This window comes from Tychonema sp. LEGE 07196, from assembly GCF_963890365.1.
Classification (GTDB): domain Bacteria; phylum Cyanobacteriota; class Cyanobacteriia; order Cyanobacteriales; family Microcoleaceae; genus Microcoleus.
Map to the genome: position 1 here is coordinate 20340 of NZ_CAWPRX010000142.1, position 22608 is coordinate 42947.

General features: G+C 45.3%; 24 protein-coding genes. 11 read left to right on the forward strand and 13 right to left on the reverse strand.

The features are described 5' to 3' along the window. Positions 1-282: 282 nt before the first annotated feature. The 3 genes from AACV78_RS16070 to AACV78_RS16080 are packed head-to-tail and all read right to left on the reverse strand — an operon-like array spanning position 283 to position 1558. Positions 283-867, reverse strand: a complete 585-nt coding sequence (locus tag AACV78_RS16070; protein ID WP_194010472.1) for a TFIIB-type zinc ribbon-containing protein — start codon at positions 865-867, stop codon at positions 283-285. 34 nt (positions 868-901) lie between these two features. After that, entirely contained in the window at positions 902-1312 is a 411-nt protein-coding gene (patD, locus tag AACV78_RS16075) for a heterocyst frequency control protein PatD (RefSeq protein WP_194010473.1), read from the reverse strand. Between the two features lie 45 nt (positions 1313-1357). Beyond that, positions 1358-1558: a hypothetical protein gene (locus AACV78_RS16080; protein WP_194010474.1), complete on the reverse strand. Its 201-nt coding sequence runs from the start codon at positions 1556-1558 to the stop codon at positions 1358-1360. 346 nt (positions 1559-1904) lie between these two features. Here AACV78_RS16080 and AACV78_RS16085 point away from each other — a divergent pair, with 346 nt between their 5' ends. Further along, positions 1905-4178, forward strand: coding sequence for a RelA/SpoT family protein (locus AACV78_RS16085; RefSeq protein WP_194010475.1), 2274 nt, complete (start codon positions 1905-1907; stop codon positions 4176-4178). A 98-nt stretch (positions 4179-4276) separates the two neighbouring features. On the opposite strand, the gene AACV78_RS16090 is transcribed toward AACV78_RS16085, so the two are convergent. The 3 genes from AACV78_RS16090 to AACV78_RS16100 all read right to left on the reverse strand — a co-directional run bounded on the left by AACV78_RS16090 (position 4277) and on the right by AACV78_RS16100 (position 5893). Continuing rightward, positions 4277-4633: a type II toxin-antitoxin system PemK/MazF family toxin gene (locus AACV78_RS16090; protein WP_194010476.1), complete on the reverse strand. Its 357-nt coding sequence runs from the start codon at positions 4631-4633 to the stop codon at positions 4277-4279. Continuing rightward, positions 4627-4881 carry a hypothetical protein gene (locus AACV78_RS16095; protein WP_190657718.1) on the reverse strand — a complete coding sequence of 85 codons (255 nt, stop codon included), beginning with the start codon at positions 4879-4881 and terminating at the stop codon, positions 4627-4629. The genes AACV78_RS16090 and AACV78_RS16095 overlap by 7 nt, the downstream gene beginning before the upstream one ends. A 91-nt stretch (positions 4882-4972) precedes the next feature. Further along, positions 4973-5893 carry a glycine betaine ABC transporter substrate-binding protein gene (locus tag AACV78_RS16100; protein WP_194010477.1) on the reverse strand — a complete coding sequence of 307 codons (921 nt, stop codon included), beginning with the start codon at positions 5891-5893 and terminating at the stop codon, positions 4973-4975. 42 nt (positions 5894-5935) lie between these two features. Between AACV78_RS16100 and AACV78_RS16105 the strand changes: the two genes are divergently transcribed. Then, positions 5936-7303 (forward strand): aldehyde dehydrogenase, encoded by a 1368-nt coding sequence (locus AACV78_RS16105; RefSeq protein WP_194010478.1) that lies wholly within the window; start codon positions 5936-5938, stop codon positions 7301-7303. A 165-nt stretch (positions 7304-7468) separates the two neighbouring features. Then, entirely contained in the window at positions 7469-7819 is a 351-nt protein-coding gene (locus AACV78_RS16110; RefSeq protein WP_194010479.1) for a 4a-hydroxytetrahydrobiopterin dehydratase, read from the forward strand. 8 nt (positions 7820-7827) lie between these two features. Here AACV78_RS16110 and AACV78_RS16115 read toward each other — a convergent pair whose 3' ends face one another. Next, positions 7828-8577: a winged helix-turn-helix domain-containing protein gene (locus AACV78_RS16115; RefSeq protein ID WP_194010480.1), complete on the reverse strand. Its 750-nt coding sequence runs from the start codon at positions 8575-8577 to the stop codon at positions 7828-7830. 227 nt (positions 8578-8804) lie between these two features. On the opposite strand from AACV78_RS16115, the gene AACV78_RS16120 reads away from it, so the two are divergent. Both AACV78_RS16120 and AACV78_RS16125 read left to right on the forward strand, forming a co-directional pair. Continuing rightward, on the forward strand, positions 8805-9029 hold the full coding sequence (locus AACV78_RS16120) for a hypothetical protein (RefSeq protein ID WP_228042289.1): 225 nt from the start codon (positions 8805-8807) through the stop codon (positions 9027-9029). 144 nt (positions 9030-9173) lie between these two features. After that, a complete protein-coding gene (locus tag AACV78_RS16125; RefSeq protein WP_194010481.1) occupies positions 9174-9428 on the forward strand; it encodes a DUF6761 family protein in 255 nt (84 codons plus the stop codon). Positions 9429-9869: 441 nt separating this feature from the next. Here AACV78_RS16125 and grxD read toward each other — a convergent pair whose 3' ends face one another. The 3 genes from grxD to AACV78_RS16140 all read right to left on the reverse strand — a co-directional run bounded on the left by grxD (position 9870) and on the right by AACV78_RS16140 (position 11316). Continuing rightward, positions 9870-10190 (reverse strand): Grx4 family monothiol glutaredoxin, encoded by a 321-nt coding sequence (grxD, locus tag AACV78_RS16130; protein ID WP_194010482.1) that lies wholly within the window; start codon positions 10188-10190, stop codon positions 9870-9872. Positions 10191-10389: 199 nt separating this feature from the next. After that, entirely contained in the window at positions 10390-10650 is a 261-nt protein-coding gene (locus AACV78_RS16135) for a BolA family protein (RefSeq protein ID WP_194010483.1), read from the reverse strand. Positions 10651-10692: 42 nt separating this feature from the next. Then, complete coding sequence (locus AACV78_RS16140; RefSeq protein WP_194010484.1) at positions 10693-11316, reverse strand: hypothetical protein; 624 nt, start codon at positions 11314-11316, stop codon at positions 10693-10695. A 213-nt stretch (positions 11317-11529) separates the two neighbouring features. Here AACV78_RS16140 and AACV78_RS16145 point away from each other — a divergent pair, with 213 nt between their 5' ends. The 3 genes from AACV78_RS16145 to AACV78_RS16155 all read left to right on the forward strand — a co-directional run bounded on the left by AACV78_RS16145 (position 11530) and on the right by AACV78_RS16155 (position 14854). Beyond that, the gene (locus tag AACV78_RS16145; protein ID WP_194010485.1) at positions 11530-11847 is read left to right on the forward strand and encodes a type II toxin-antitoxin system HigB family toxin; all 318 of its coding nucleotides are present in this window, start codon (positions 11530-11532) and stop codon (positions 11845-11847) included. A gap of 155 nt (positions 11848-12002) precedes the next feature. Then, the gene (locus AACV78_RS16150; RefSeq protein ID WP_194010486.1) at positions 12003-12401 is read left to right on the forward strand and encodes a helix-turn-helix domain-containing protein; all 399 of its coding nucleotides are present in this window, start codon (positions 12003-12005) and stop codon (positions 12399-12401) included. Positions 12402-12526: 125 nt separating this feature from the next. Next, positions 12527-14854, forward strand: a complete 2328-nt coding sequence (locus tag AACV78_RS16155; RefSeq protein ID WP_194010487.1) for a S8 family serine peptidase — start codon at positions 12527-12529, stop codon at positions 14852-14854. Positions 14855-15243: 389 nt separating this feature from the next. On the opposite strand, the gene AACV78_RS16160 is transcribed toward AACV78_RS16155, so the two are convergent. Continuing rightward, positions 15244-15975 (reverse strand): WecB/TagA/CpsF family glycosyltransferase, encoded by a 732-nt coding sequence (locus tag AACV78_RS16160; protein ID WP_194010488.1) that lies wholly within the window; start codon positions 15973-15975, stop codon positions 15244-15246. A 201-nt stretch (positions 15976-16176) separates the two neighbouring features. After that, a complete protein-coding gene (locus AACV78_RS16165) occupies positions 16177-16317 on the reverse strand; it encodes a hypothetical protein (protein ID WP_194010489.1) in 141 nt (46 codons plus the stop codon). A gap of 114 nt (positions 16318-16431) precedes the next feature. On the opposite strand from AACV78_RS16165, the gene AACV78_RS16170 reads away from it, so the two are divergent. The 3 genes from AACV78_RS16170 to AACV78_RS16180 all read left to right on the forward strand — a co-directional run bounded on the left by AACV78_RS16170 (position 16432) and on the right by AACV78_RS16180 (position 21794). Then, positions 16432-19641 carry a glycoside hydrolase family 15 protein gene (locus AACV78_RS16170; protein ID WP_194010490.1) on the forward strand — a complete coding sequence of 1070 codons (3210 nt, stop codon included), beginning with the start codon at positions 16432-16434 and terminating at the stop codon, positions 19639-19641. A gap of 158 nt (positions 19642-19799) precedes the next feature. Next, a complete protein-coding gene (locus tag AACV78_RS16175; protein ID WP_194010491.1) occupies positions 19800-20639 on the forward strand; it encodes a TdeIII family type II restriction endonuclease in 840 nt (279 codons plus the stop codon). A 204-nt stretch (positions 20640-20843) separates the two neighbouring features. Beyond that, positions 20844-21794, forward strand: a complete 951-nt coding sequence (locus AACV78_RS16180; protein ID WP_194010492.1) for a PmeII family type II restriction endonuclease — start codon at positions 20844-20846, stop codon at positions 21792-21794. 45 nt (positions 21795-21839) lie between these two features. Here the strand turns inward: AACV78_RS16180 and hisB are convergent, their stop codons facing one another. Further along, a complete protein-coding gene (hisB, locus tag AACV78_RS16185; protein WP_194010497.1) occupies positions 21840-22478 on the reverse strand; it encodes an imidazoleglycerol-phosphate dehydratase HisB in 639 nt (212 codons plus the stop codon). Between the last annotated feature and the right edge of the window lie 130 nt (positions 22479-22608).

Sequence of the window (22608 nt, forward strand, 5' to 3'; positions counted from 1 at the left end):
TAATTTTTAATCGTTAATCCTTTGTAGTGAAAACACAGAATCATCTGTCGGGTGACGGGAGAAATCTATACTTACTACAAACATTTTTTAATGATAATTGAGCAAACATGATATTAGTTATTATTTATCAGCAGTCATTAGTTATTAGTTAGCCATTAGTCAGTATCTAATGGCTAACTAATAACTAATAACTAATAACTAATAACTAATAACTAATGACTACTGACTACTGACTACTGACTACTGCCAACTGCCAACTGCCAACTGCCAACAGTCAACAGACTAAATTTCCCTTCGCTTCAACTCAGCTCTCCGCAGTATATAAGTAGCCGCACAATCAACGTGCGGATGGTCTGCTAAAACTTCCGCCAGTTCCAACACATATCCGGCAATATCCGGGCCTAGCTTATCTGTGAGCACTTGACGTTCCCGAGATGCGAGTTCTTGGACGCGGGCCTTGGCTTGCCAATTGGGAGAAAACATCTTGTCAATCTCGGTGTGGAATCCCAGACTTTCGAGAATATCCCACTCGCCGTTATCGCACCAAATTCCCCCGCACAGCATACAGCGCTCTATGTAAAAGGGCACTCTGCTGAAGGGAACTTTTGCCCGCGACAAATAATGACCGTCTTCGGGACACAGGGCTGCTTTGCTGTCGTAGGGAGACGGCGTGAATTCTATGCCGAGAGTGCCTGTCGCCTCTGGCTTCTGGGATTTGTTGTACCACTGGCTCTGCTCTTTCTGCCAAGCTTCGTATTCTCTGCCTGGAATCCAGATACCGTAACAGTTGGGACACCACTGCACCGACATTCGGCCGGCTAGGGTGCCGCCTTCTAAGTTGGGATGTTTACATTTTGGACATTCCACCACTTGATTTCTCCTTGCCTTCTCAATTCCCTGTTTATTCAGTTATTAATTCTGCATCCGGGCGGGCCCGCTCAGAACCAGAATTTTTTTGCAGCAGCGCGCCGCAGTAGCCAATTAGCGTGTTTAGTCGCTCAGCAGCCGCAGTTTGCCTCGCCTGTGCTGTCGCTGGCTGCTTCGCAGCCTGCAAAAACGTGACATCTGTCCTCAATAACCGCAGTTGCTTGTGAATTTCCGTCAAATAGGACTGCTCTGGAGGCGTTTCTGAGGCGTATAACTCACTGCTGTTAGCTTTCATAATCTGGTTTCCGAAAAATTGTTGCACTTTTGTGTATTCTGCAGCCAGCGCAGCCCGATCGAGATTTTCCTGTGCAGCAGTTCTTTGTAGCTGTTCGAGTGCTTGCTGTAATTCTTGGTAGCACTGGCGGCGGTCTTCGGACAATATCATGATTTTGTAAACAAATTTTTCTTTATAATCAAAGTAGATTGTTGCTTAAGCTTTGCTCATATTAAGGGAAGCCGTGCATTTTTGCAGCAATTCCCTGTTTGTTGAGAAAATTTCATCACGCTGGTGGCGTGACTCGATCGGTCTAGCTCGTGCTTTTAGTTTAGCGTTGCCTGTGAATGCCGATCGCCCGCTACCTCCAACAACAGGTACTGCGCCCCCGACTCCCGCGTCATGGTCGATCCTCAAATTGTAGACTTTTGTTCGAGATCCCAGATTGCATCTGTAAAGTCAATCTCAAATCTCAAATCTTGAATGCCCCAATAGACTGACCTCAACTGCTGCCGCCAAAATATTCTTATTTTACCCGATCGACCGATCGCATCCGCGACAGTGGAGTCAATATATTTTCCTACCTGCGAGGGGAGGGAAACTCAAAATTAAATCGATATAGTTAAGACAAAAATCGATTATTTTTGAGAATTGCCAATTGTGGCATTCAATTAGTTTAGTATTGCTACACACATAATTTCGGAAATTCAACCGAACCCTGGCTTTTAACCATTTGTATTTCTAATTTTTAAAGGTGTACCCGATGAACGCAAACACTCTCACTGCCTCTCCTTCGATCGATCCTGCCGTCGTTCCCGATTGGCTGCAAGAATGCCTGAATGGTCAATCGCAGACTGATGCGGCCCCTAACGCCAATTGCTCGACTGACAACAGTTTAATTTGTCGGGCCTTTGAATTTGCCCGCGACTTGCACGAAGGACAGTACCGCAAATCGGGAGAACCTTACATTTGCCATCCCGTAGCTGTAGCTGGGATACTCCGATATATGGGCGGCAACAACGTCATGATTGCCGCCGGTTTTCTCCACGATATTGTTGAAGATACAGATATTACTCTCGAAGAAATAGAACAGCGGTTCGGCGCAGAAGTGCGACAATTAGTCGAAGGTGTCACCAAACTTTCTAAATTTAATTTTTCCAGCAAAACAGAGCGCCTTGCTGAAAATTTCCGCCGAATGTTTCTAGCAATGGCTAAAGATATTCGCGTGATTGTAGTCAAACTAGCAGACAGACTGCACAACATGAGGACTTTGGAGCATTTGTCCGAAGAAAAGCAGCGCAGTATTGCCCTAGAAACCCGAGATATTTTTGCTCCCCTGGCGAACCGTTTGGGTATCGGGCGCTTTAAGTGGGAATTGGAAGATTTAGCGTTTAAATACCTCGAACCGGAAGCTTACCGCGAAATTCAAGACTTGGTGGCAGTCAAGCGGGGCGATCGAGAAACTCAACTCGCAGAAGTCACAGATAGTTTGCGAGAAAAGCTTGACAAATTAGGCATTAAATGCTATGAAGTTAGCGGCCGTCCCAAACATTTGTACGGGATTTACGGGAAAATGCAGCGCCGGCAAAAAGGCTTTAACCAAGTTTACGATATTGCTGCGGTGAGGATCATAGTAGAAAGCAACGATGACTGTTATCGCGCATTGGCGATCGTCCACGATTCATTCCGCCCGATCCCCGGTCGATTTAAAGATTATATCGGTTTACCAAAAGCCAACCGCTACCAATCCTTGCACACCGGAGTCATCGGCACCAGCGGCCGCCCCATCGAAGTACAAATTCGCACAGTAGCAATGCACCACATTGCAGAATACGGCATTGCCGCCCACTGGAAATACAAAGAAACCGGCGGTTCTAGCACCGCAGTCACCGGCGACGACGAAAAATTTACTTGGCTGCGACAACTCCTAGAATGGCAAAGCGACCTCAAAGACGATCGCGAATATTTACAAAGTATTAAAGACAACTTATTCGACGAAGATATCTACGTTTTTACTCCCAACGGAGACGTGATTTCACTCAACACCGGCTCAACACCCGTAGATTTTGCTTACCGCATTCACACAGAAATAGGAAACCACTGCACCGGCGCGAGAGTCAACGGGCGGATGGTGACACTAGACAAGGTATTAAAGAACGGCGACATAGTAGAAATATTGAACCAAAAAAACGGCCATCCCAGCTCCGACTGGCTGAATTTTGTCAAAACAAACGGAGCAAAAAACCGAATTCGGCAATGGTTGAAGCGATCGCACCGAGATGAAAACCTCGCTCGCGGGCGGGAATTGCTAGAAAAAGAATTAGGCAAAAACGGCTTAGAATCCTTGCTGAAATCCGAACCCATGCAATCAGTAGCTCAGCGCTGCAACTACCACAGCGTCGAAGACTTAATCGCCGGTTTGGGCTACGGCGAAGTCACCCTAAACCTCGTAGTAAATCGCCTGCGAGATTTAGTCAAAGTGCAGCAAAAAATAGAATCTGCTCCCGGAGGAACCCAGGAAATCCCCCTGCTAATACCTGTATCGACAGCACCGAAACCCGTACCGAGTTCGTCTCCGAGCAAATCGCCGATCGCAGGTGTAGAAGGATTGCTCTACCATATAGCAGGCTGTTGTTGTCCCATTCCCGGCGAATCAATTATTGGAGTAGTGACTCGCACTCGCGGCATTTCCATTCACCGCCAAGGTTGTTCCAATGTTGAAAACGTACCTGGAGATAAATTAGTTCCCGTGAGTTGGAATTCCAGCAACCGCAACGAATCTCGCCCCAATACTTATCCGGTAAATATTCAAGTAGAAGCCCTAGATCGAGTCGGAGTTCTCAACGATGTTTTATCGCATTTAAAAGACAACAAAGTCAACGTCCGCAGCGCCCAAGTCAAAACCTATCCCGGATTCCCCGCATTAATTGACTTGTGCATGGACATCCAGGATAAAGAACAGTTCGAGCGGACTTGTATGCAAATTAAAAAAATGAGCGATATTTTGAATTTGCGGCGGCTGAGCGAAGGAACTTAAAAGGAGAGTCTAACTGTATTGTAGGGTGCGCTGTTCGCACCCGATCGCTAGCTGAGGAGAGGTTGAACCTCATGAATTTTCAAAGGCTAAGAAAAGTGTTACTCAGGTTCATGAGGTTCAAATACCAGTCTAATTCCATCAAGAATTTGACGAATTCGCTCGGCAGAGAGTGTGCCAATTTTCTCACCTAACTGAGATTTACTGATAGTCAAAATCTGCGATACGTTAACAACACTCTTTTCTGGTAAATCAGCTTCTCCTGCTTCTAACAGGACATTTCCTGGTGAATTCGCCCGTCTGAGATTTGAAGTAAGCACACAAACAACAACCGTATTAATGCGGGAACGATTGAATAAATTGTTTTGAATGATTACATGGGGATGGACATAACCGGGTTCTGAACCTGAAGGCTCATCAAGTTCAATCCAAAAAATATCACCTTGATTTATTACCATTCCCCTTCCACCAGCCTGCGATGAGATCGACTCATCTTGCGAAGCAAAACTTGTTCTTCTTCAGAAAGAGGTGCTTCGCAAGCAGCATTAATTTTTTCTAACAGTTGTTGATTTTCGCGGCGGCGGATAAATTCTTCAAGCGCTATTTCGATCAAAAAACTCTGCGAAATTTGCATTTCGCCAGCTAATGTTTCGGCTTGTTCAAATAGAGATGCGGGCAATGAGATAGCAGTTTTGACAGTTGTCATAGCTTTATACCTTCATTTATTTATATGAGTCTAACTCATAGTATACCTAATCACAATACTCTCCAGCAAACAGACAGAAGAATGAAACCCTTTATTTCGCGGGAGTCGCAGGCTTTGATTCGCCCAACTTTTGCTGCAAAAACTGCCGCGCCACTTGGGCGGCATCCTCCTGTTTTCCATCAACTTGATAGTTGAGTTTCCGCATATCTTCCTCCGAGATTTTGCCGCCCAACTCTGCTAGCACTGGACGCAATTCTGGGTATTTTTCCAAAATTTGCGATCGCACAATCGGAACAGCTTCGTAGGGTGGAAAATAGTTTTTGTCATCTTTCAGGACTACTAAAGCCAAACTTTGAATCAAACCATCCGTCGTATTACCGGCAATCACATCTACTTCTTTTTGTTGCAGCGCTTGATAAAGCAATCCTAACAGCAACTCCTTCGGTTCTTCGGCAAATTTAATCCCGTAAGTTTTAGCTAATCCGGGAAATCCATCTTCTCTCTCTTTGAATTCCGGGCCGAAACCCGCGCGCAATTTTGGTGCAGCTTTTCCTAATTGCGAGAGAGTTTGCAAGTTGAGTTTTTTGGCATCGTCTCCCCGCATAATAATCGCAAAACTGTTATTAAATCCCAGCGGTTCAGTCAATTCTGCTTGAAACTGTTTGGGATATTCTTGTTTGAGGTAATCGAGGACTTTTTGGGAGTCAGAAATTGGCTTTTGTTTGAGAATGTTGGTAAAAGCCGTACCAGTATATTCGACGTACAAGTCGATTTTACCCGTTGCTAGGGATTGATGGCAAAGCGAGCCTCCGAGGTTGAGTTTGCGTTCTACTTTGATATCTGTTTTGGTTTCGATGTGAATAGCTAAAATTTCTGCTAGGATGACTTGTTCTGTAAAGTCTTTCGAGCAAATTACAATTTGTTTTTGAGAACTAGAATTGCAGCTTGTGACTGCAAACAAGCAAAGTAATGATAAACAGGAAGATAAAAAATGGCTTTTTGATATTTTCATTTTTTTATTGTAACATTTATATATATAGATACAGGAGAAAATATGCTATTGAGTGTCAGCGATATTATCCGCCAGCAGCGACAATTTTTTGCGACTGGAAAAACTAAAGATGTGGATTTTCGGATCGAACAACTCAAACATCTCAAAAGTGCGATCGAACTCAATCAATCACGAATAGTCGCTGCTGTCAAGGCAGACTTGAATCGACCGGAGTTTGAGGCTTATTTTGAAATTGCATCGATCGCCGAAGTTAATTATGCCATCAAAAACCTGAAATCTTGGGTAAAACCGAAAAAAGTGCCAACTTCGATCGACCAATTCCCCGCATCAGCCCGCATTTACCCAGAACCTTTAGGCGTAGTTTTGATCGTCGGGCCTTGGAATTACCCGTTTCAGCTCATGATATCACCTTTAGTCGGGGCGATCGCCGCCGGCAACTGCGCCATCCTCAAACCTTCAGAAATCGCCTCGCACACCTCCGAAGTTGTCGCGGATATGATTTCAAAAACCTTCGATCCCGCCTACGTAGCAGCCGTCGAAGGAGGCGTGGAAATCAGCACACAATTGCTAGCAGAAAAATTCGATCACATCTTCTTTACCGGAGGTACAAAAATAGGTAAAATAGTCATGGAAGCTGCGGCCAAACACTTGACACCTGTAACATTAGAATTGGGCGGCAAAAGTCCTTGCATTGTAGACTCAGATATTCAGATTGAATACACCGCAAAACGCATTGCATGGGGCAAATTCATCAATGCCGGTCAAACTTGTATCGCTCCAGATTACCTGTTAGTTGACAAAAAAATTAAACCGGATTTGATGTCAGCAATTAAAACAGCACTTCACGAATTTTACGGCGAAGATCCTCAGCAAAGCCCGGACTATTCGCGAATTATCAATCAGCATCATTTAAAACGTTTGGTAGAGTTTATTAAAGATGGGGAAATTGTCGCGGGCGGCCAAAGTAACGCCGAAGATAGATATATTTCGCCTACGGTAATTGACAAGGTTTCTTGGGATTCGCCGGTGATGCAAGATGAGATTTTTGGGCCAATTTTGCCCGTTTTGGAGTATGATGATTTCGGGGAGGCGATCGCCCAAATCAACGCCCGCCCCAAACCGTTAGCTTTGTATTTGTTCTCGAAGGATAAAGAGAAACAACAGCGAGTTTTGCGCGAAACTTCATCAGGTGGACTTTGTATCAACGACACGGTAATGCAAGTGGGAGTGACAACTTTGCCTTTTGGGGGAGTTGGCGACAGCGGGATTGGAAGTTATCACGGGAAAGCAAGTTTTGATACTTTTTCGCATTACAAAAGCGTGCTGCAAAAGTCTTTTTGGCTGGATTTGAAATGGCGGTATGCTCCCTATAAGGGTAAGTTGGATTTGATTAAAAAGGCGATCGGTTGAGCGCTCGGATAATTGTTTTAATATAATCTGGGTGTAATTTCATCAATATCTACAATACAAATAAGATAGCGGTCTAATTCCGCCCAGATTATAATAGTATTGTCTGGCTATCCAACTTAATACACTGACACTATCTTTTAGCATATTTTCGCTAAACAGCAATTTATGGAATCTTTAGCAAAAGAAAGCTGTGCAGCCTGCCGCCGAAACTCTCCCCGCGTCACAGCTTACGAAATTGTCCAACTCAAACATCAAATTCCCGACTGGAATTTTATCGAAAAAAATGGCGTTCCCCAGTTAGAACGCACCTACAAATTCCCGGATTTCAAAAGTGCGATTGCCTTTACAAACAGCATCGCCGAAGCCGCAGAAACTGAAGGACATCACCCGGCGCTGTTAACCGAGTGGGGGAAAGTTACCGTTACTTGGTGGACTCACGCGATTTCTGGATTGCACCGCAATGATTTTATCATGGCGGCGAAAACAGATGCGATCGCCAATCAATTCCTAACCTAAAATCAGATTTATCGGCTGACAATAGTCTCAGAAATCATCGCTCCGGGCGCTGGTGAATGCGATTGATTTGTCTTCAAAAACTCCAGATTTAGCCGGTAGCCGACATTTCGCACAGTTTGAATTAGGCTCGGTTGTCGCGGGTCGATTTCGATTTTTTTACGCAAAGAGAGTACGTGAGTGTCGATCGTCCGGGGGTTGTCAATAGCATCAGGCCAGGCCCGGCGCAACAAATCCGATCGCGACAGCGGCACTCCGCCAGCTTGAGCCAGCACGTACAGCAGGCTGAATTCTTGAGGAGTCAGCTCGATGTTTTCCTCGTACAATCTGACTCGGCGCTGCACCAAATCAATTTTTAGCAGCCCGCATTCCAGCATCGCCGGCGGTATCATCGTGCGGTTGCGGCGCATCAGAGCCTCCACTCTGGCCATAAACTCTTGCATCCCAAACGGTTTAGTCAGGTAATCGTCAGCCCCCGACTTCAAACCTTCCACAATATCCGCTTCCGTATTCCGCGCCGACAGCATCAAAATCAGCGATTGCTGCTGCTTCCCCAGCCAGCGACAAAATTCTAAACCGTCCCCATCGGGCAATTGGGCATCCAGAATGACTAGGGTTGGCTGACGGCTGAAAAATATTTCCCTAGCGTGACTGATATCCGCCGACTGGTGCACCCAGTGACCGACTTGCTGTAAATGCCAGCCCAAGAGCGATCGCAGGTGCGGATTTCCTTCAACAATCGAAATACTTACAGATCCCACAGCGGCGAGCTTCCCTTATCACTAATGGCTACCAGGTTAACAGAGCTTTTGTCAAGGTTTTGTAACCATCGCTACTCAAGCCTTAGCTCTATTTATAGAGGGGAACAAACCGATAGTATGAATTTTAAAGATTTTGTCAAGTTGGGATCGTCAGCCCGCAGAAAGGTTAAATCATTCTGGCGGTGAGTTTACAATAAAAATAAGACAGCCTACAGCCGATCGACCCTATGCCCCAACCACCTGCTTTTACCGAACCCCGCGACAGGGCCCCTAGTGCTAGGAGGTTGACAAATCGCGCAACAGAAACTAAAATTCCTCCAACCGTTCGCTCGGTAGCCGGAACACTCACCCAGTACGATCGTCAAATTCACCAACATCCCGACTCTACTAAACGCGCAGCGAATTATTTAGGTGCGCGCAAAAAAGTCCAGCCACTGCATTGCAGCGAGTGAAATTTTTTATGGAGGGTAGCCTGTTGAGCAGGGTAAAAACTTTTATTTAGCAATTGCCTCTGTTCTGAGCAACAAGCCCAGCCATCGAGGCCATTCCTAAATCCCGCCGTCATTATACACCACAAAGGATTTCTAACTCACACCATGCTACAAGATACCCAAACAATCCGGCACTACCAAAAACTCACCGACGCCCTCGTCGAAATGTGGAATAGAGGTTATCGTTTCGATGAGTTGCGCCTTTACTTAGATGGCTACCTCGCAGCCCTGCGACATTGTAACAGCCTGGAACCCTATCTGATTCACAGATTAGAGGAAGAAGCAGCGCGTTACATTCACGATCCGTCAAATTTTGAAATGCCACAGACACAGACACAAACTGAAGCAGACTACTATTAATCCCAAATTCGGTTTAATCAACTCGCTAGGTTTGTATTGAGGATTTTAGCTCTCTCTTGAGCAGTTTAATCAATCAGGATTAAAGTCCTTGCTACAAACAGCAGGTAATTAATCGGACATGGTATGAAAATCAGGAAGTTGCAAGCTGTTGCTGCAAAGTAGATATTGAGTAGGGTGAGGCCGTGTCCGGTCAATTAAATCACAAAAACGGTTCGCTTCCTTCGTAGTGCGGACTTTAGCCCACTCCAATTTGCGGACTAAAGTCCGCACTACGAACTAATTTTAGAGCGATCGACCGGACATGACATGAGTTAGAAGTTTAGGAAAGTTTTGAGTTCCGAACTAAGAATTATTTAAGTCTTTAACTCAAAATTTAAAACTCCTGCACTTGCGTGCGCTGTTCGGGTTCCAAGCAATCTCAAAACATTCCCTTCCTTGGAGTTAAGAAGCCAAAGCAACTTCTACAATTTCTTGCAATTCGCCCTTTTGATACATCTCGATCATAATATCCGAGCCGCCAAGAAACTCGCCGTTGATATAAACTTGGGGAATTGTCGGCCAGTTGGAATACTCTTTAACGCCTTGACGAATTTCTTGGTCTGCTAACACATCTACAGTTTCGTAAGGCACTCCCAAAGTATTTAGAATTTGCACCACGGTATTAGAAAAACCGCACTGGGGCATTAATTTATTGCCCTTCATAAACACCATGATTTTGTTTTGCTTAACCAAGCCGTCAATTCTTTCCTGTGCTGTAGTCATGGTAGCTCCTAATATTGTTTGAATTTTTTTAAACGTTGACAGTTTTTTCTCAGGGCGCAGAAACCTGGTTTTTGGAGAAAATTTCTCGTTAAAACCATAGATTCCGGTTAACAAAACTGGTTTCTTTGGTTTCCAATTGTTTCTCTAGCAACTCTTGACACAAGCACAAACTTGTGATTTTCAGAGAGCAGCTCAACAATTAAGCCACTGGACTTTTCGCTGCCCATTCTGCAGGAGTTAAGGTTTCCAAGGCCAAAGCGTGGATAGCTTCACTAGCCATTGCCTGTTTGAGAGCGCCGTAAACCAGTTGGTGCTGCTTTACTCGACTTTTGCCTTCAAAGGCGGCAGAGACTACTCTCGCCTGGTAGTGGTCGCCGCCGCCGGTCAAATCGTCCACTTGTATCTTAGCGTCGGGCAATTCTGCCTTAATCATTTCTGCTACTTGAGACGGTGTAACCATTGGTATTTGTGATAAAGGGCTATATTGAGTATTTTAGTGGAACTATTTGTTAGACGATCGCGGTTGATTTGCAGCAGGCCGCGGATAGGGCGCATCCACAAAACCCAATTCTAGTAGCTGCTGGTAAGCTTTTTTGCCCAAGTCGCGAGTTGGCTGCTGCGATCGAATAATCTGAATCAGTAGGGGGACAGCCAGTTCCGGCTTGTTTTGCGCCCGGTGTACCAAAGCCAGCCGGTAGGTAGCTTCGTCGCGCATTTGGGCTGTTTCCACAGCTTTGGTGCGGTTGCTGTCGGCCAAGCGGACATCAATTCCAGCAAAACTGCTGCTGAGTTGTTGGTAGAAGTTGGATAGTTGATTGAAAATTTGGCGGGATTCTTGGAGCTTTTGAGCGGCGACAGTATAATTTTGACTGGAAATAGCACCGCTGGCTTCTGTCATCAAGCGCTGACCTCCGGCAACGCTCAGCAGGCTGCTGTCTTGGGTCAGAGGGCGGAGGTTGTTGGGGTCTGTGGGGTCGTCGGCGGGATCGACTTGCTGTTGGTTATCTGGCCGAGAAGGTTGTTGTGCTTGGGCTTGGAGCGGTTGCAACAGGGTCAAAAGTGCGATCGCCCCGATCGTCATCCGGGCAGTGAAGCGAAGCCAGCAAACAGTTCCAGAATATACCATGAAATTACTTTGCGCCCAGCGCACTTTAAAAAGATATTTAGCTTGAGCCGATCTTACCATTGGCGATCGCAACCGGCTAAGTATACACCAATTTTGTGTAAATGTCAAAGAGGGCGATCGGGCAAAAGGCTCTTTTGGAAAAATGAGAGTAGAGACTTGACAGCAAGTTCTCGTTGTGAGAACATGGAGGTGTCGTGTAAAAACGGTACCCGAATGAAACTAAAGTCCATAAGAAATCTTCTGAGTGCGATCGAACCCTACGGTGAGGTCTCAAGTGCGATCGCAGCCTGGTGCAAGGTCATGGAAGACAACGATTGGAAATCGCCAGAAGATATCCGACAGGGGTATTCTAAATCGGTCGATCGAGTCTGTGGATATACGATATTTAATATTAAAGGCAATCAGTATAGATTAATTGTACAAATTAACTATAGCACCGGATATGTACTTTTTAAGAAATTTTTAACCCATGCCGAATATAGCAAAATTAACTGGAATGATGAAAATGAAGTCAAGCAAAAAATAGGTTGATCATCCAGTAAATACATCGGCAATTATTACAGACTATCTGATGTCTTCAATAAATTTAAAAAATCACTTTAATGGTTAAAAGCATGATACATAGAAACAAACACCCACCTTCTATTTGAGAACCCTGTCTAAGTAAGCAAGCAAAGGAATGAGAAATGAGCATCACAATTGAAAAAACAGCTTACGGTCAACTGCTGGCGAAATCACAGCCTAAGCCAATCCTGAACGAAGAAGATTACGATCTTGCGCTTGCAGAATTAGGCTCTCTGATGTCTAAGGAAGAATTAACACTAGAAGAAGAAACTTTACTGAGTCTCTGGGGGCTGTTGATCGAAGAATACGAATCAAAATATTACCCAATTCCAGAAGCGACTCCCCAGGATGTTCTATTGCATCTCATGGAAGTTCGCGAACTCAAACAAGCCGATTTAGTGGGTGTGATTGGTTCCAAAGGAGTAGTCTCTGAGGTAGTTAATGGAAAACGGGCGATTAGCAAGGCGCAAGCTAAGGCGCTGGGAGAATTCTTTAATGTTAATCCTAGCGTGTTTATTTGAGATAAGAGATAAGACGGCGGTTGAAACCGCTTCTACAAAGACAAAACCTGCCTCCGCAGGTTGAAGAGACTAGGCGGTTTCAAACACCCGTTATTCTGCATCAAAATTAAACAGGAACATTTCTGATGGTACAACCAAGCAAACCAACCTCCGACACTCTCCAAAACTATCAAGGTATTGGAGTTCCCGAAGAAAGTCTGGCAGTGATTTTGCAGCGGGGCGGCGATGAATTGCTGCTGTCAAAAGTTCCCAATCGCTTTACAGTCCGCCCATCATTAATAGCATCAGCCTCAAACAATTGGGTTGCCACAACTAAGGCAAAACTCAACCGCCGCATCGGGCAAAGTAATCTCGAAGAGTATCTCGTCGGGCCAGAAAACCTAGATGCAGCAATGCAAGCAGCCCGGGCTAGCGATGCTGTAGCTTTTGCCAGCCATGTTTATTGTCCGGCGAACAATCCGAGTACATTCTTTTATTTGACAGACCAAATTACTATTCAATTTGGCGAACAAGTAGACGAACTATCGCGAAAGTCGATCGCCCTTGCAGCAAATTTAACAATCGTCCGGCCAGTCTCAGGAATTCCCAACACCTTTGTCTGTGAAGTCAACAAACAAGCAACAGAAAACCCGGTCAAAATTGCCAACCGCCTGACAAGATATCCCGAAGTTCTGATCGCTGAACCCAATATTTTAGTAGAAACTCAGCAGCATTATAAACCCCGCGATCCGTTTTATCCCCAACAGTGGTATCTCAACAACCGAGGCGGCAACGAACTTGTCGGCGACGCTCAAATTTATGCAGAAGCGGCTTGGGATATGACTCGCGGCGCGCGATCGATCGTAATTGCGATCGCCGATGATTCAGTAGACTTGACACATCCCGATTTTCAAGGCCAAGGCAAAATCGTCTCACCCATCGATTTCAAAGACGGCGACACTTCCCCGATGCCCGTTGCCGAATCGGACAACCACGGCACAAGTTGCGCCGGTGTCGCCGCAGCAGAAGAAAACGGCAAAGGCATTGTCGGAGTCGCCCCCGGATGCGCCCTGATGCCCATCCGTACTAGCGGTTTTCTCGATGACGAGTCGATCGAAAAAATATTCAATTGGGCAGTGGAAAAAGGCGCAGCCATCATCTCTTGCAGTTGGGGCCCAGGGGCAGTTTACTATCCCCTTTCCCTGCGCCAGAGTGCCGTCATCACCAAAGCCGCCACCAAAGGGCGGGGCGGCAGAGGCTGCGTGATTCTGTTCGCTGCGGGCAATGCCAACCGCCCTGTCAACGGTACTGTAGATGAGAAAGGCTGGCCGAATAACATTTTGGGCGATCGAACTAATTGGCTGGCAGGATTTGCCGTGCACCCCGATGTGATTGCGGTGTCTGCTTCCACTTCCCTCAACAAAAAAGCAGCCTACAGCAATTGGGGCAATAGCATTTCGGTGTGCGCCCCCAGCAACAACGCGCCGCCGGGAACTTGGCTGCCAGAAACCGGATTTATTGCGACTGCGCCGGAAGTGACGCAGTATTTGCCCGGTTTGGGGGTGTTTACTGCCGATCGAGTCGGTGTTGCCGGCTACGATCAGGGGGACTACACGAATACCTTTGGCGGCACTTCCAGCGCCACTCCAGTAGTCGCTGGAGTGGCAGCTTTAGTGCTTTCTGCCAACCCCCGTTTGACGGCGCGGGAAGTGCGGGGAATTCTCGAACAAACTGCTGACAAAATTGTCGATTCCCAGCCCGATCCGCAGTTGGGAAATCGGATGGGAAATTACGATCCTAACAGCCGCCGCAGCGATTGGTTCGGTTACGGAAAAGTGAATGCTTTAAAAGCGGTGCAAGCTGCGGTGAGAAAGGGCGGCGGCAATCCGAATATTGGCGGTGCGAGGTTTAGCGATATTTCTGGACATTGGGCGGAGAACTTTATTGAGGCTTTGGCTGCGGGGAATATAATTAGCGGTTTTCCTGACGGTTCTTTTAAACCTGATGACTGTTTAAATCGCGCTCAATATGCGGCGCTTTTGGTGAGTGCGTTTAGTCCTATTCCAAAGCGGTTGGCGACAAATTTTATTGATGTTTCTGCTAGTTTTTGGGCGAGAAGTGCGATCGAACGGGCGAATCGGGCGGGGTTTTTGTCTGGGTTTCCGGGGTTGAAGTTTGGCCCGAATCAGAATTTGACTAAGACTGAGGCGATCGTATCTTTGGTTAACGGTTTGGAACTTAAGGGCGGCAATCCCGATGTTTTGAAAGTTTACAGCGATCGATCGCAAATTCCTAATTTTGCTTTAAGCGCCGCAGCCACAGCAACTGCTTTGAAGATTGTAGTAAACTATCCGGCGCGCGATCGGCTGTCACCGCAGCGGGACATTACCCGCGCCGAGATTTCGGCTTTGATTTACCAGACGTTGGTGGCAATTAATCGCGCAAAGGCGATCGATTCTCCGTACATTGTCTAGCCAAAAACAGTAAAACAGGTTCGTAGTATTCGTAGGGTGCGTCGCCATGAAAAATTTCTCAATTCAATCGACTATTTCACAGCGACGCACCTTACACATGGGATAGAAAAAATAACCCAACAATTGTTTTGTATCACGAGTTTTTATAAATGATATTAATACTATTTTTACAAAATTTTACCGTTTTTTATTGAGTTAGTTTGCACGAACTTTGTTTGTAAGGTGCGTCGCTTTAAGATGGTCGATATTTAGCTAGAATTTTCTGAGGGCGACACACCCTACAACTCTCTTTTTCGGACTAAAGTCCGCACTACAAACCAATTTTTTCGTTCAAGAAAATATCTGCGTCTATCTGCCTTTAATCTGCGGTTACTCTATTAATTAAACTTTCACCCTCGCAAATCCCCCAAAGCTTTCAATGCAAATTGTGGCAAAGCCAACATCCTACGCCAGCGCCAAGGTTCTTGATAAAGCCGGTACAACCATTCTAAATGATTGTCGCAAAACCAAGCCGGCGCGCGGTCTTTGGTTCCCGCCCAAATATCGAAACTGCCGCCAACTCCTACCCAAATAGAGTGCGGACAAAGGTGTCGGTTTTCCGCAATCCAAAACTCTTGGCGAGGCACTCCCAAGCCGACAAAAATCAGTTTTGGCTGCATTTTTTTCAGGCTTTCACGGAAGTCTTTTTCTTCGTCTGCCGTCAGATAGCCGTGTTGAGAAGCAATTGACAAGCCGTTAACTTTTTGCTGCCAAGTTTCTGCCGCCTTCGCTGTCACTCCGGGGGCACCTCCAAAGAAAAATATCGGTTCGGAATCGGGCAATTTTCCCGCCTGTTGCAGCAGCGATTCTGCTAGTTCAATTCCCGGATAGCGCTTTGCCGGTTTGCCCCGCATTCGCAAGTACAGCACTACTCCCGAACCGTCTGGAATCACGAGTTCTGCAGAGCGAATTACATCGCCTAATGCCTGATTTTTCTCGGCTTGCATTGCCATTTCAGCATTTAGCGTCACGACGTGACTTCCTAACCCTTGATGCAGGCGCTGCATCAGCCAACCTGCGTAATCGTCTAATATGTGAACTGGTAGTCCCAGCACTGAAAATTGCGGGCGCGATCGATCCATATTTCTTTCTGTGAGATTTCTACACACCTAGTTATTTAAATTAGCTTAGTTTGGCGATCGATGCTAGACTACTTTTGAACGAAAAAAATCCGGTTTGTGCCACAAAGATTTTGGTAAGTCATCATTCCGTGGCCCAGGAACCGTTTTTTTGTACGCGACGCGCCAGTCCATTAGAGTTAGGCTGCTAAGTGCGATCGCTCATTAACGTTCAATTTTCTTGACAGAGCCGTCAGCGTACCATTCCATCGGCACGAGTTCAATTTTACCATTAACCTTCACTGTAGAGTAGACAATTTTTACAAAAGGAACGCGGTTATTATTGTTGTTGTTGCGGCTGGACATGACAATCACCTTGTTTTGTTGTTTGCAGAATCGGAGCAGTGATAGAATCTCTGATATATTTAAAAGTCTATTCACCGCAATTGAACTCGCATCAGGAAAACCAAGGAAAACGAAATGGCGATCGCAACAAAAGAGCGACAAACGAAGTTAGATCATTACTACCAGCAAATCAAAAACGTCATCCTCAAGCGCCAGAACCCAATTACCGGCTTGCTTCCGGCGAGTACCGCCGTTAACGCTCACGGCGACTACACCGATGCTTGGGTGCGGGATAACGTGTACAGCATTCTCGCAGTTTGGGGTTTGGGTTTAGCTTACCGCAAAATTGACGGCGATCGCGGTAGAACCTTTGAACTCGAACACAGCACAGTCAAATTGATGCGCGGCTTGCTGTTTGCAATGATGCAGCAATCGAGCAAAGTCGAACGTTTTAAAAATACTCAGTTGCCGCTAGATGCCCTGCACGCTAAATACAATACTCAAACTGGTAGTATTGTTGTTGGCGATGACCAATGGGGACATTTACAGTTAGATGCTACATCTATATTTTTGTTAATTCTTGCTCAAATGACGGCTTCGGGATTGCATATAATTTTTACAATCGATGAAGTCAATTTTGTGCAAAATTTAGTCTACTACATTGGTAGAGCTTACCGCACTCCCGATTACGGAATTTGGGAAAGAGGCAATAAAGTTAATCGCGGCAATGCAGAATTAAATGCTAGTTCGGTTGGCATGGCAAAAGCAGCGCTGGAAGCAATCAATGGATTGGATTTGTTCGGAGTTAACGGTTCTCAAACATCAGTGATTCACGTTTTGCCGGATGAAATTGCCAGAAGTCGCGTAACTTTGGAATCGCTTTTACCTCGCGAATCTAGTTCAAAAGAAGTAGATGCAGCTTTATTGAGCGCGATTAGTTTTCCGGCTTTTGCTGTGGAAGATAAAGAATTAGTAGAACGAACTAGAAATAAAATAATCGACAAATTGCAAGGCAATTACGGCTGCAAGCGGTTTCTGCGGGACGGACACCAAACAGTTTTGGAAGATGTCGATCGCCTGCATTACGAACCGACAGAATTAAAGCAGTTCGAGCATATAGAATGCGAGTGGCCGCTATTTTTCACTTATTTGTTCTTGGACGGGATATTTGAGGGAAATCAAGCCCAAGTCGAAGAGTACCAGCAGCGTCTGGAATCTCTAACAGTCGATCGCGCTGGTTTGCCACTTCTACCAGAATTGTACTACATCCCCGCCCAAAATATAGAAGCAGAAAAATTAAATCCCCGCAGCCAGCAGCGCCTACCAAATGAAAATATTCCCCTAGTTTGGGCGCAAAGTTTGTATTTTCTCGGTCAATTACTCAACGAAGGATTAATCGCAGTTGGCGATATTGACCCCTTGGGAAGACACCTGTCAGTGGGCGGGCACAGAGAACCTTTAGTGCAAATTGCCCTGTTAGCTGAAGACAAAGATTTGCAAGCAGAATTAGCCACCAACGGTATTGCAGCGCAAACTCCAAAACAGGTAGAACCAATTCAAGTCCGCCAAGCCAAAGAATTATCCGCTATTTACGCGGAGATTGGACGCAACGATTCACTAGGCTTAACAGGCCGCCCCGTGCGCCGTTTGCGGAGTTTGACGACTTCCCGGGTGTTCAAAATTCGCGGAGAGGCGATCGTATTTCTTCCCTCATTCTTGGACAGAGAAGAATTTTACCTAACTCTAGACTACCATTTTCTAGTATCTAAAATTCAAAGCGAAATAGCTCACATTCACCGCCACTGGTATCAGTTGGGACGACCCACGGTAACGCTGATGCTGACTCACGCGATGCTCGAAACCGGCCGCGAAGCACTGCTGGAATTGATGAAGCAACTCCGCGACGGAAACTCAGGAAATACGCCGGTCAAACTCGGAAATCTTAACCAGTTAATGCTGACTGCTGGCACAGAGAGAATTGATTTTATTCAATATTTTGAATTTACTGAATCTCCAGTGACAGGTGCAGTAGAAACCCCCACCTATCTGAGTTACAATCCCGAAAATACTTGGCCTTTGGGTCACACTCAAGAATTTAAATTAGAGTGCGAAACTAATCCTCAATTATTGCTCACTAGCCTGCGAAACTCAGAGAATTTGTACGAACAAATTGAGTTGCTGCACACGCTGATTCGCCTCAAAGGATTAAACTTTGATACAGGATTTGGCGGCGCGGAAGCAACTGTTGAAGTTGTGGATTTACTCAACGAAGTTTATACGAAAGCTGGAGAAAGTTCGCAATCAAAAATTCAATGGGCCGTTGTCCGTCACGCTGCTGGATTGCTGGACAAAGTTGATATTAGCTTGTCGGATGCGGTAACAGACATTTTGGTGAAGCAAAAACAGATTGCTGTGGGGAAAGCCTACAGCGAAGATTCGCTGATTTCGCGGCCTGGTTCTTACACGGAAATCATGGACAAAATTCGCGAATTCTGTGGAGAAGACGTTCGCGATAGAGTTCTCACTCAAGAAATTCTGATTTACTTAGGCTTGCTAATTAAAGCCGAACCGCAGTTATTTAAAGGGTTGCTGACTTTGAGAGTGAGTTACTTTATTTTGCTGTTAACTAGCGAATTAGCCCGTGAATTGCGAGTTACGCAAAATGAAGCTTACGAATATTTAATGCAGCTAAGTCCCTTTGAAATTAAAAATCGCCTGCGCCAAGTATTGGCAGAATATGAGGAAATGAATCAAATCCTCAAACAGCAAGAATCACTGCGTGTCAAACAGCCGGAAAAAGATATTGAATGGGTAGTCGCGCCCGTGTTTGAGGAACCAAAAATGCCTGCGGGTGGATGGCGGCGCAAGCGGCAAATGGAGGGTGCAGTCAACCGCGTACCGAAGGATTTTTATCCGAGTGTTTGGGGATTGTTGCGGCACTGCAAAGGCTTGATTATTGGCGATAAATTAGAGCGTCGAAATCGCTTAGATAGCGATATTATTTTAGCGGAAATGACCCCAGGCGAAAAGAATTTTGCGCTGCAAATCGAGCATTTGCTAAACAAAATTGTAGCGCCGGAATACCGACAAGTCAATATTGAGGCGCTGATGGAGTTGGCGGCGATCGCGCAGCGCAACCCAGAATTGAAAGTAGAAGAATACATTGTTTTAGATGTATTAGTGGGTCACGCGGTGCGGCTGAATTGGCTGGGAAGACACTCGGAAAGAGCAGATAAGTACGATGAAGATAAGGCGGCGGCGTGGCAAGGTTTTTACAATACTTCGCCCTACGTTTGCGCGAGTCACGTACTGGATGCTTTCCGTTTCTTGACGAAGTTTGGATAGATAGTCTTGGACGCAGAGGTAGTCAGAAACCGGGTTTTTTACAAAAATCTTTCTTGTTACCCGCAGATCGAGTAAAAACCAGGTTTTTTTGGTTTTGTCGTTCATCAAAACAAATTTTCGTTCACAAATACAGTCAACCAAATATTTTCAGTAAAATAATGCCAGCTATTAGTTCAATTACCCGCGCAATTATCAAAGCATACTTAGAAGTTTTTATCGAAAATCTTGTCAATGAATACAGAGGACGGCTAATACCAAAACTTGATATTCCAGCAGCATATTTATCATGCAAGTCCTCTAAAGGTCAATTGAAACCGTTTCAGGCTGCTATTATGCCGTCAGAGTTGCTGCGAATTAACGAATTTGAAAGAGGTTTTAGTAGCGGTTTGGGTACAACCTATGAAGAATGTGCAAAACTCATTGCTTTGGAACATCACCAAGAAGCAAACAGAAGCTATGAAATTACTGGCGAAGTTAGCATTGAGGCTATCAATGAAATTGAGCGTCAGATAGCGCTATTTGAGCAGTCAGCAGACAAAAATGCCAATAAACCTAGTTTTGACGAAATGATCCAAGCTGTTCTTGATGCTCAAAAAAACAATCATTTAGTTAGGCGATCGGTCAAAGCAGATTTGTACGTGCTTGCCCGTGACGGGAGAAAATTTTTCTTTGAAATTAAAGGGTCAAAACCCAACAAAGGACAATGCTTGGAGGTAATTCAACGACTGCTGAGGTTTCATTTACTGTGTGGAGAGTATCGCCCTGATGCTCAATCTTACTATGCTATGGCTTACAATCCTTACGGCCCAAATCGTTCTGATTATAAATGGTCAGTGGCAAGGAAGTACACGCCTTTCGATCAAGCTATAATTATGGGACAGGAGTTTTGGAATATCATAGGAGGAGAGACTGCCTATGAAGAACTTTTGGATATATATCAAGAAGTCGGACGGGAGAAGGGTAAGTATATGCTTGATGCTCTTGCTTTTGGATTTTAGTAAAGCACAAATTTCTTCTCAAGCTTCTCTTTTCATTTAAGTAATATGTAAAGCCTAGTTGAGCAATAGTCCAGACTGTTTTGAGTTCCTAGGCTGAAACCATCGATTTTCCGTTGGTAGCGAACTTGCCGAATTGCCTTAAAACCCTTATTCTACGGTTGGCAATCAAAAACTGTCCGAAGTATTGGTTTAGGAGAAATAAAAGTGTCAGAGCAACTTCATGAATTATTAGCATTTGTTTTAGAAAAAGAAGTAGGACTCCCTGCCAGCAAGTCTCGCTCTTTCGCCAGTCACTTTGCGGAGTTAGAAGAATTTTTAAACTTACAAGCAGAAATACTCAGAAACGGCATCAGCAGCATCTCTGGCAAAAGACTGCTCAGATTTACTTCCGATGAGATTGAACGCATTTTAGCATTGACATCTTCAGATAAGCTTTCGCTGCAACTTACTATAGCCGAAAATTTTATAGCTAGTATCTGTCGGGACTTCACAAGGCGACAGTTAGCTATGGTTGACAATCTAACTTTAGAAAAAATTCATCCCAATCCATTTTTAATTAGGGCGTTAAATCTTGATACTCCAGCAGAAGTTGTCAGACTTAATGTTTATATGGCGGCTACTAGGTTTATTGTTACTTCTATGGGGTTTTTTATTGAAAAACTATTGATATCTTGCTCTGAAAGTGCAGAAAGTCCGCCCGGTAAGTCAGGATGGGATGCAATTAAAACTACCAGTGATGGCGATCGCTGTTGGATACAGGTCAAAAGCGGCCCGAATGATATGGATAAAGACCAGATAGTATATTGGGCTGACAAAATTCAGGAAAAAATTAATGCAGGCGATCGCGCTTATATTGGTATAGCTTACGGCAAGAGAACTAATAAGACTGTAACTTTTGGTCTGCTGAAGCAACTTCTGCCGAATTCTGAAATGAGCACTTTGATCGGTCGAGAACTGTGGGATTTTGTCAGTGAAGATACTGATTTTACTGTAAATTTGTTTGAAGTTTTGCGTCAATCTGCCAGTCAAGTTTTAGCACAAAGTTCTATTGCTGATGCTATAGAAAGGTGTAGCGATCGACTAATCGATCGATTTATCGGCAAGTACGGCGAGGGAAGTCAAGGTGTTTTTAACTACATAGCAGATATATTTTGATTTACAAGTTTGCAGTAGCCCAGAAGCGCTACTGCAAACCCCAAACTACAAAACTCCTTTAGAACTCGGAATCCCACTGGCGCGCCGGGGGTCGATTTCCACCGCCATCCGCAGAGCTCGCGCAAAGGCTTTGAACGCGGCTTCTACAATGTGATGAGAATTGCCGCCCTGCAACTGTCGAATGTGCAGTGTCATTTGAGTGTGGTTCACTACCGCTGAAAAAAACTCTCTGACTAACTCGGTGTCGTAGGTGCCGATCCGCTGGTTGGGAATTTCTAAGCTGTAACTTAGGTGAGGCCGTCCCGAAAAGTCTAAGACTACTTCAATTAATGCTTCATCTAACGGGGCGATGAAGTGGCCGAAGCGAGAAATGCCCGATCGATCCCCGACAGCTTTTGCCAGCGCTTGGCCTAACGTAATTCCCACATCTTCGTTCGTGTGGTGGTCGTCAATCTCCAAATCCCCGATCGCCTGTACGTCCAAATCGATCAATCCGTGAGAAGCAATTTGATGCAACATATGGTCTAAAAACGGAATCCCCGTAGACGCTTTGCAAGTTCCCACACCGTCGAGATTGAGGCTGGCGGTGACATCCGTTTCCAGTGTCGTGCGTTTCACCAACGCGGCCCTAGCTGGTTGAACCGAATTTGCAGGAGGTACTGGAGGGCGATCGATTATTTCCATAATTCCCAATTTGTCATTCATAGTTATTGTTGATAATTAGTAATTTGGGATTAGCACTTTTGTAGCGGACAACGGACAGTTATTGACAGTTGACTGTTGGCAAATCTTGCTGTCAACTGTTAACTGACAA

Coding starts and splice junctions, on each gene's coding strand:
- patD (WP_194010473.1), bottom strand. CDS start 1,312: ATGATATTGTCCGAAGACCGCCGCCAGTGCTACCAAGAATTACAGCAA.
- AACV78_RS16085 (WP_194010475.1), top strand. CDS start 1,905: ATGAACGCAAACACTCTCACTGCCTCTCCTTCGATCGATCCTGCCGTC.
- AACV78_RS16090 (WP_194010476.1), bottom strand. CDS start 4,633: ATGGTAATAAATCAAGGTGATATTTTTTGGATTGAACTTGATGAGCCT.
- AACV78_RS16095 (WP_190657718.1), bottom strand. CDS start 4,881: ATGACAACTGTCAAAACTGCTATCTCATTGCCCGCATCTCTATTTGAA.
- AACV78_RS16100 (WP_194010477.1), bottom strand. CDS start 5,893: ATGAAAATATCAAAAAGCCATTTTTTATCTTCCTGTTTATCATTACTT.
- AACV78_RS16105 (WP_194010478.1), top strand. CDS start 5,936: ATGCTATTGAGTGTCAGCGATATTATCCGCCAGCAGCGACAATTTTTT.
- AACV78_RS16110 (WP_194010479.1), top strand. CDS start 7,469: ATGGAATCTTTAGCAAAAGAAAGCTGTGCAGCCTGCCGCCGAAACTCT.
- AACV78_RS16120 (WP_228042289.1), top strand. CDS start 8,805: ATGCCCCAACCACCTGCTTTTACCGAACCCCGCGACAGGGCCCCTAGT.
- AACV78_RS16125 (WP_194010481.1), top strand. CDS start 9,174: ATGCTACAAGATACCCAAACAATCCGGCACTACCAAAAACTCACCGAC.
- grxD (WP_194010482.1), bottom strand. CDS start 10,190: ATGACTACAGCACAGGAAAGAATTGACGGCTTGGTTAAGCAAAACAAA.
- AACV78_RS16135 (WP_194010483.1), bottom strand. CDS start 10,650: ATGGTTACACCGTCTCAAGTAGCAGAAATGATTAAGGCAGAATTGCCC.
- AACV78_RS16140 (WP_194010484.1), bottom strand. CDS start 11,316: ATGGTATATTCTGGAACTGTTTGCTGGCTTCGCTTCACTGCCCGGATG.
- AACV78_RS16145 (WP_194010485.1), top strand. CDS start 11,530: ATGAAACTAAAGTCCATAAGAAATCTTCTGAGTGCGATCGAACCCTAC.
- AACV78_RS16150 (WP_194010486.1), top strand. CDS start 12,003: ATGAGCATCACAATTGAAAAAACAGCTTACGGTCAACTGCTGGCGAAA.
- AACV78_RS16155 (WP_194010487.1), top strand. CDS start 12,527: ATGGTACAACCAAGCAAACCAACCTCCGACACTCTCCAAAACTATCAA.
- AACV78_RS16160 (WP_194010488.1), bottom strand. CDS start 15,975: ATGGATCGATCGCGCCCGCAATTTTCAGTGCTGGGACTACCAGTTCAC.
- AACV78_RS16165 (WP_194010489.1), bottom strand. CDS start 16,317: ATGTCCAGCCGCAACAACAACAATAATAACCGCGTTCCTTTTGTAAAA.
- AACV78_RS16170 (WP_194010490.1), top strand. CDS start 16,432: ATGGCGATCGCAACAAAAGAGCGACAAACGAAGTTAGATCATTACTAC.
- AACV78_RS16175 (WP_194010491.1), top strand. CDS start 19,800: ATGCCAGCTATTAGTTCAATTACCCGCGCAATTATCAAAGCATACTTA.
- hisB (WP_194010497.1), bottom strand. CDS start 22,478: ATGGAAATAATCGATCGCCCTCCAGTACCTCCTGCAAATTCGGTTCAA.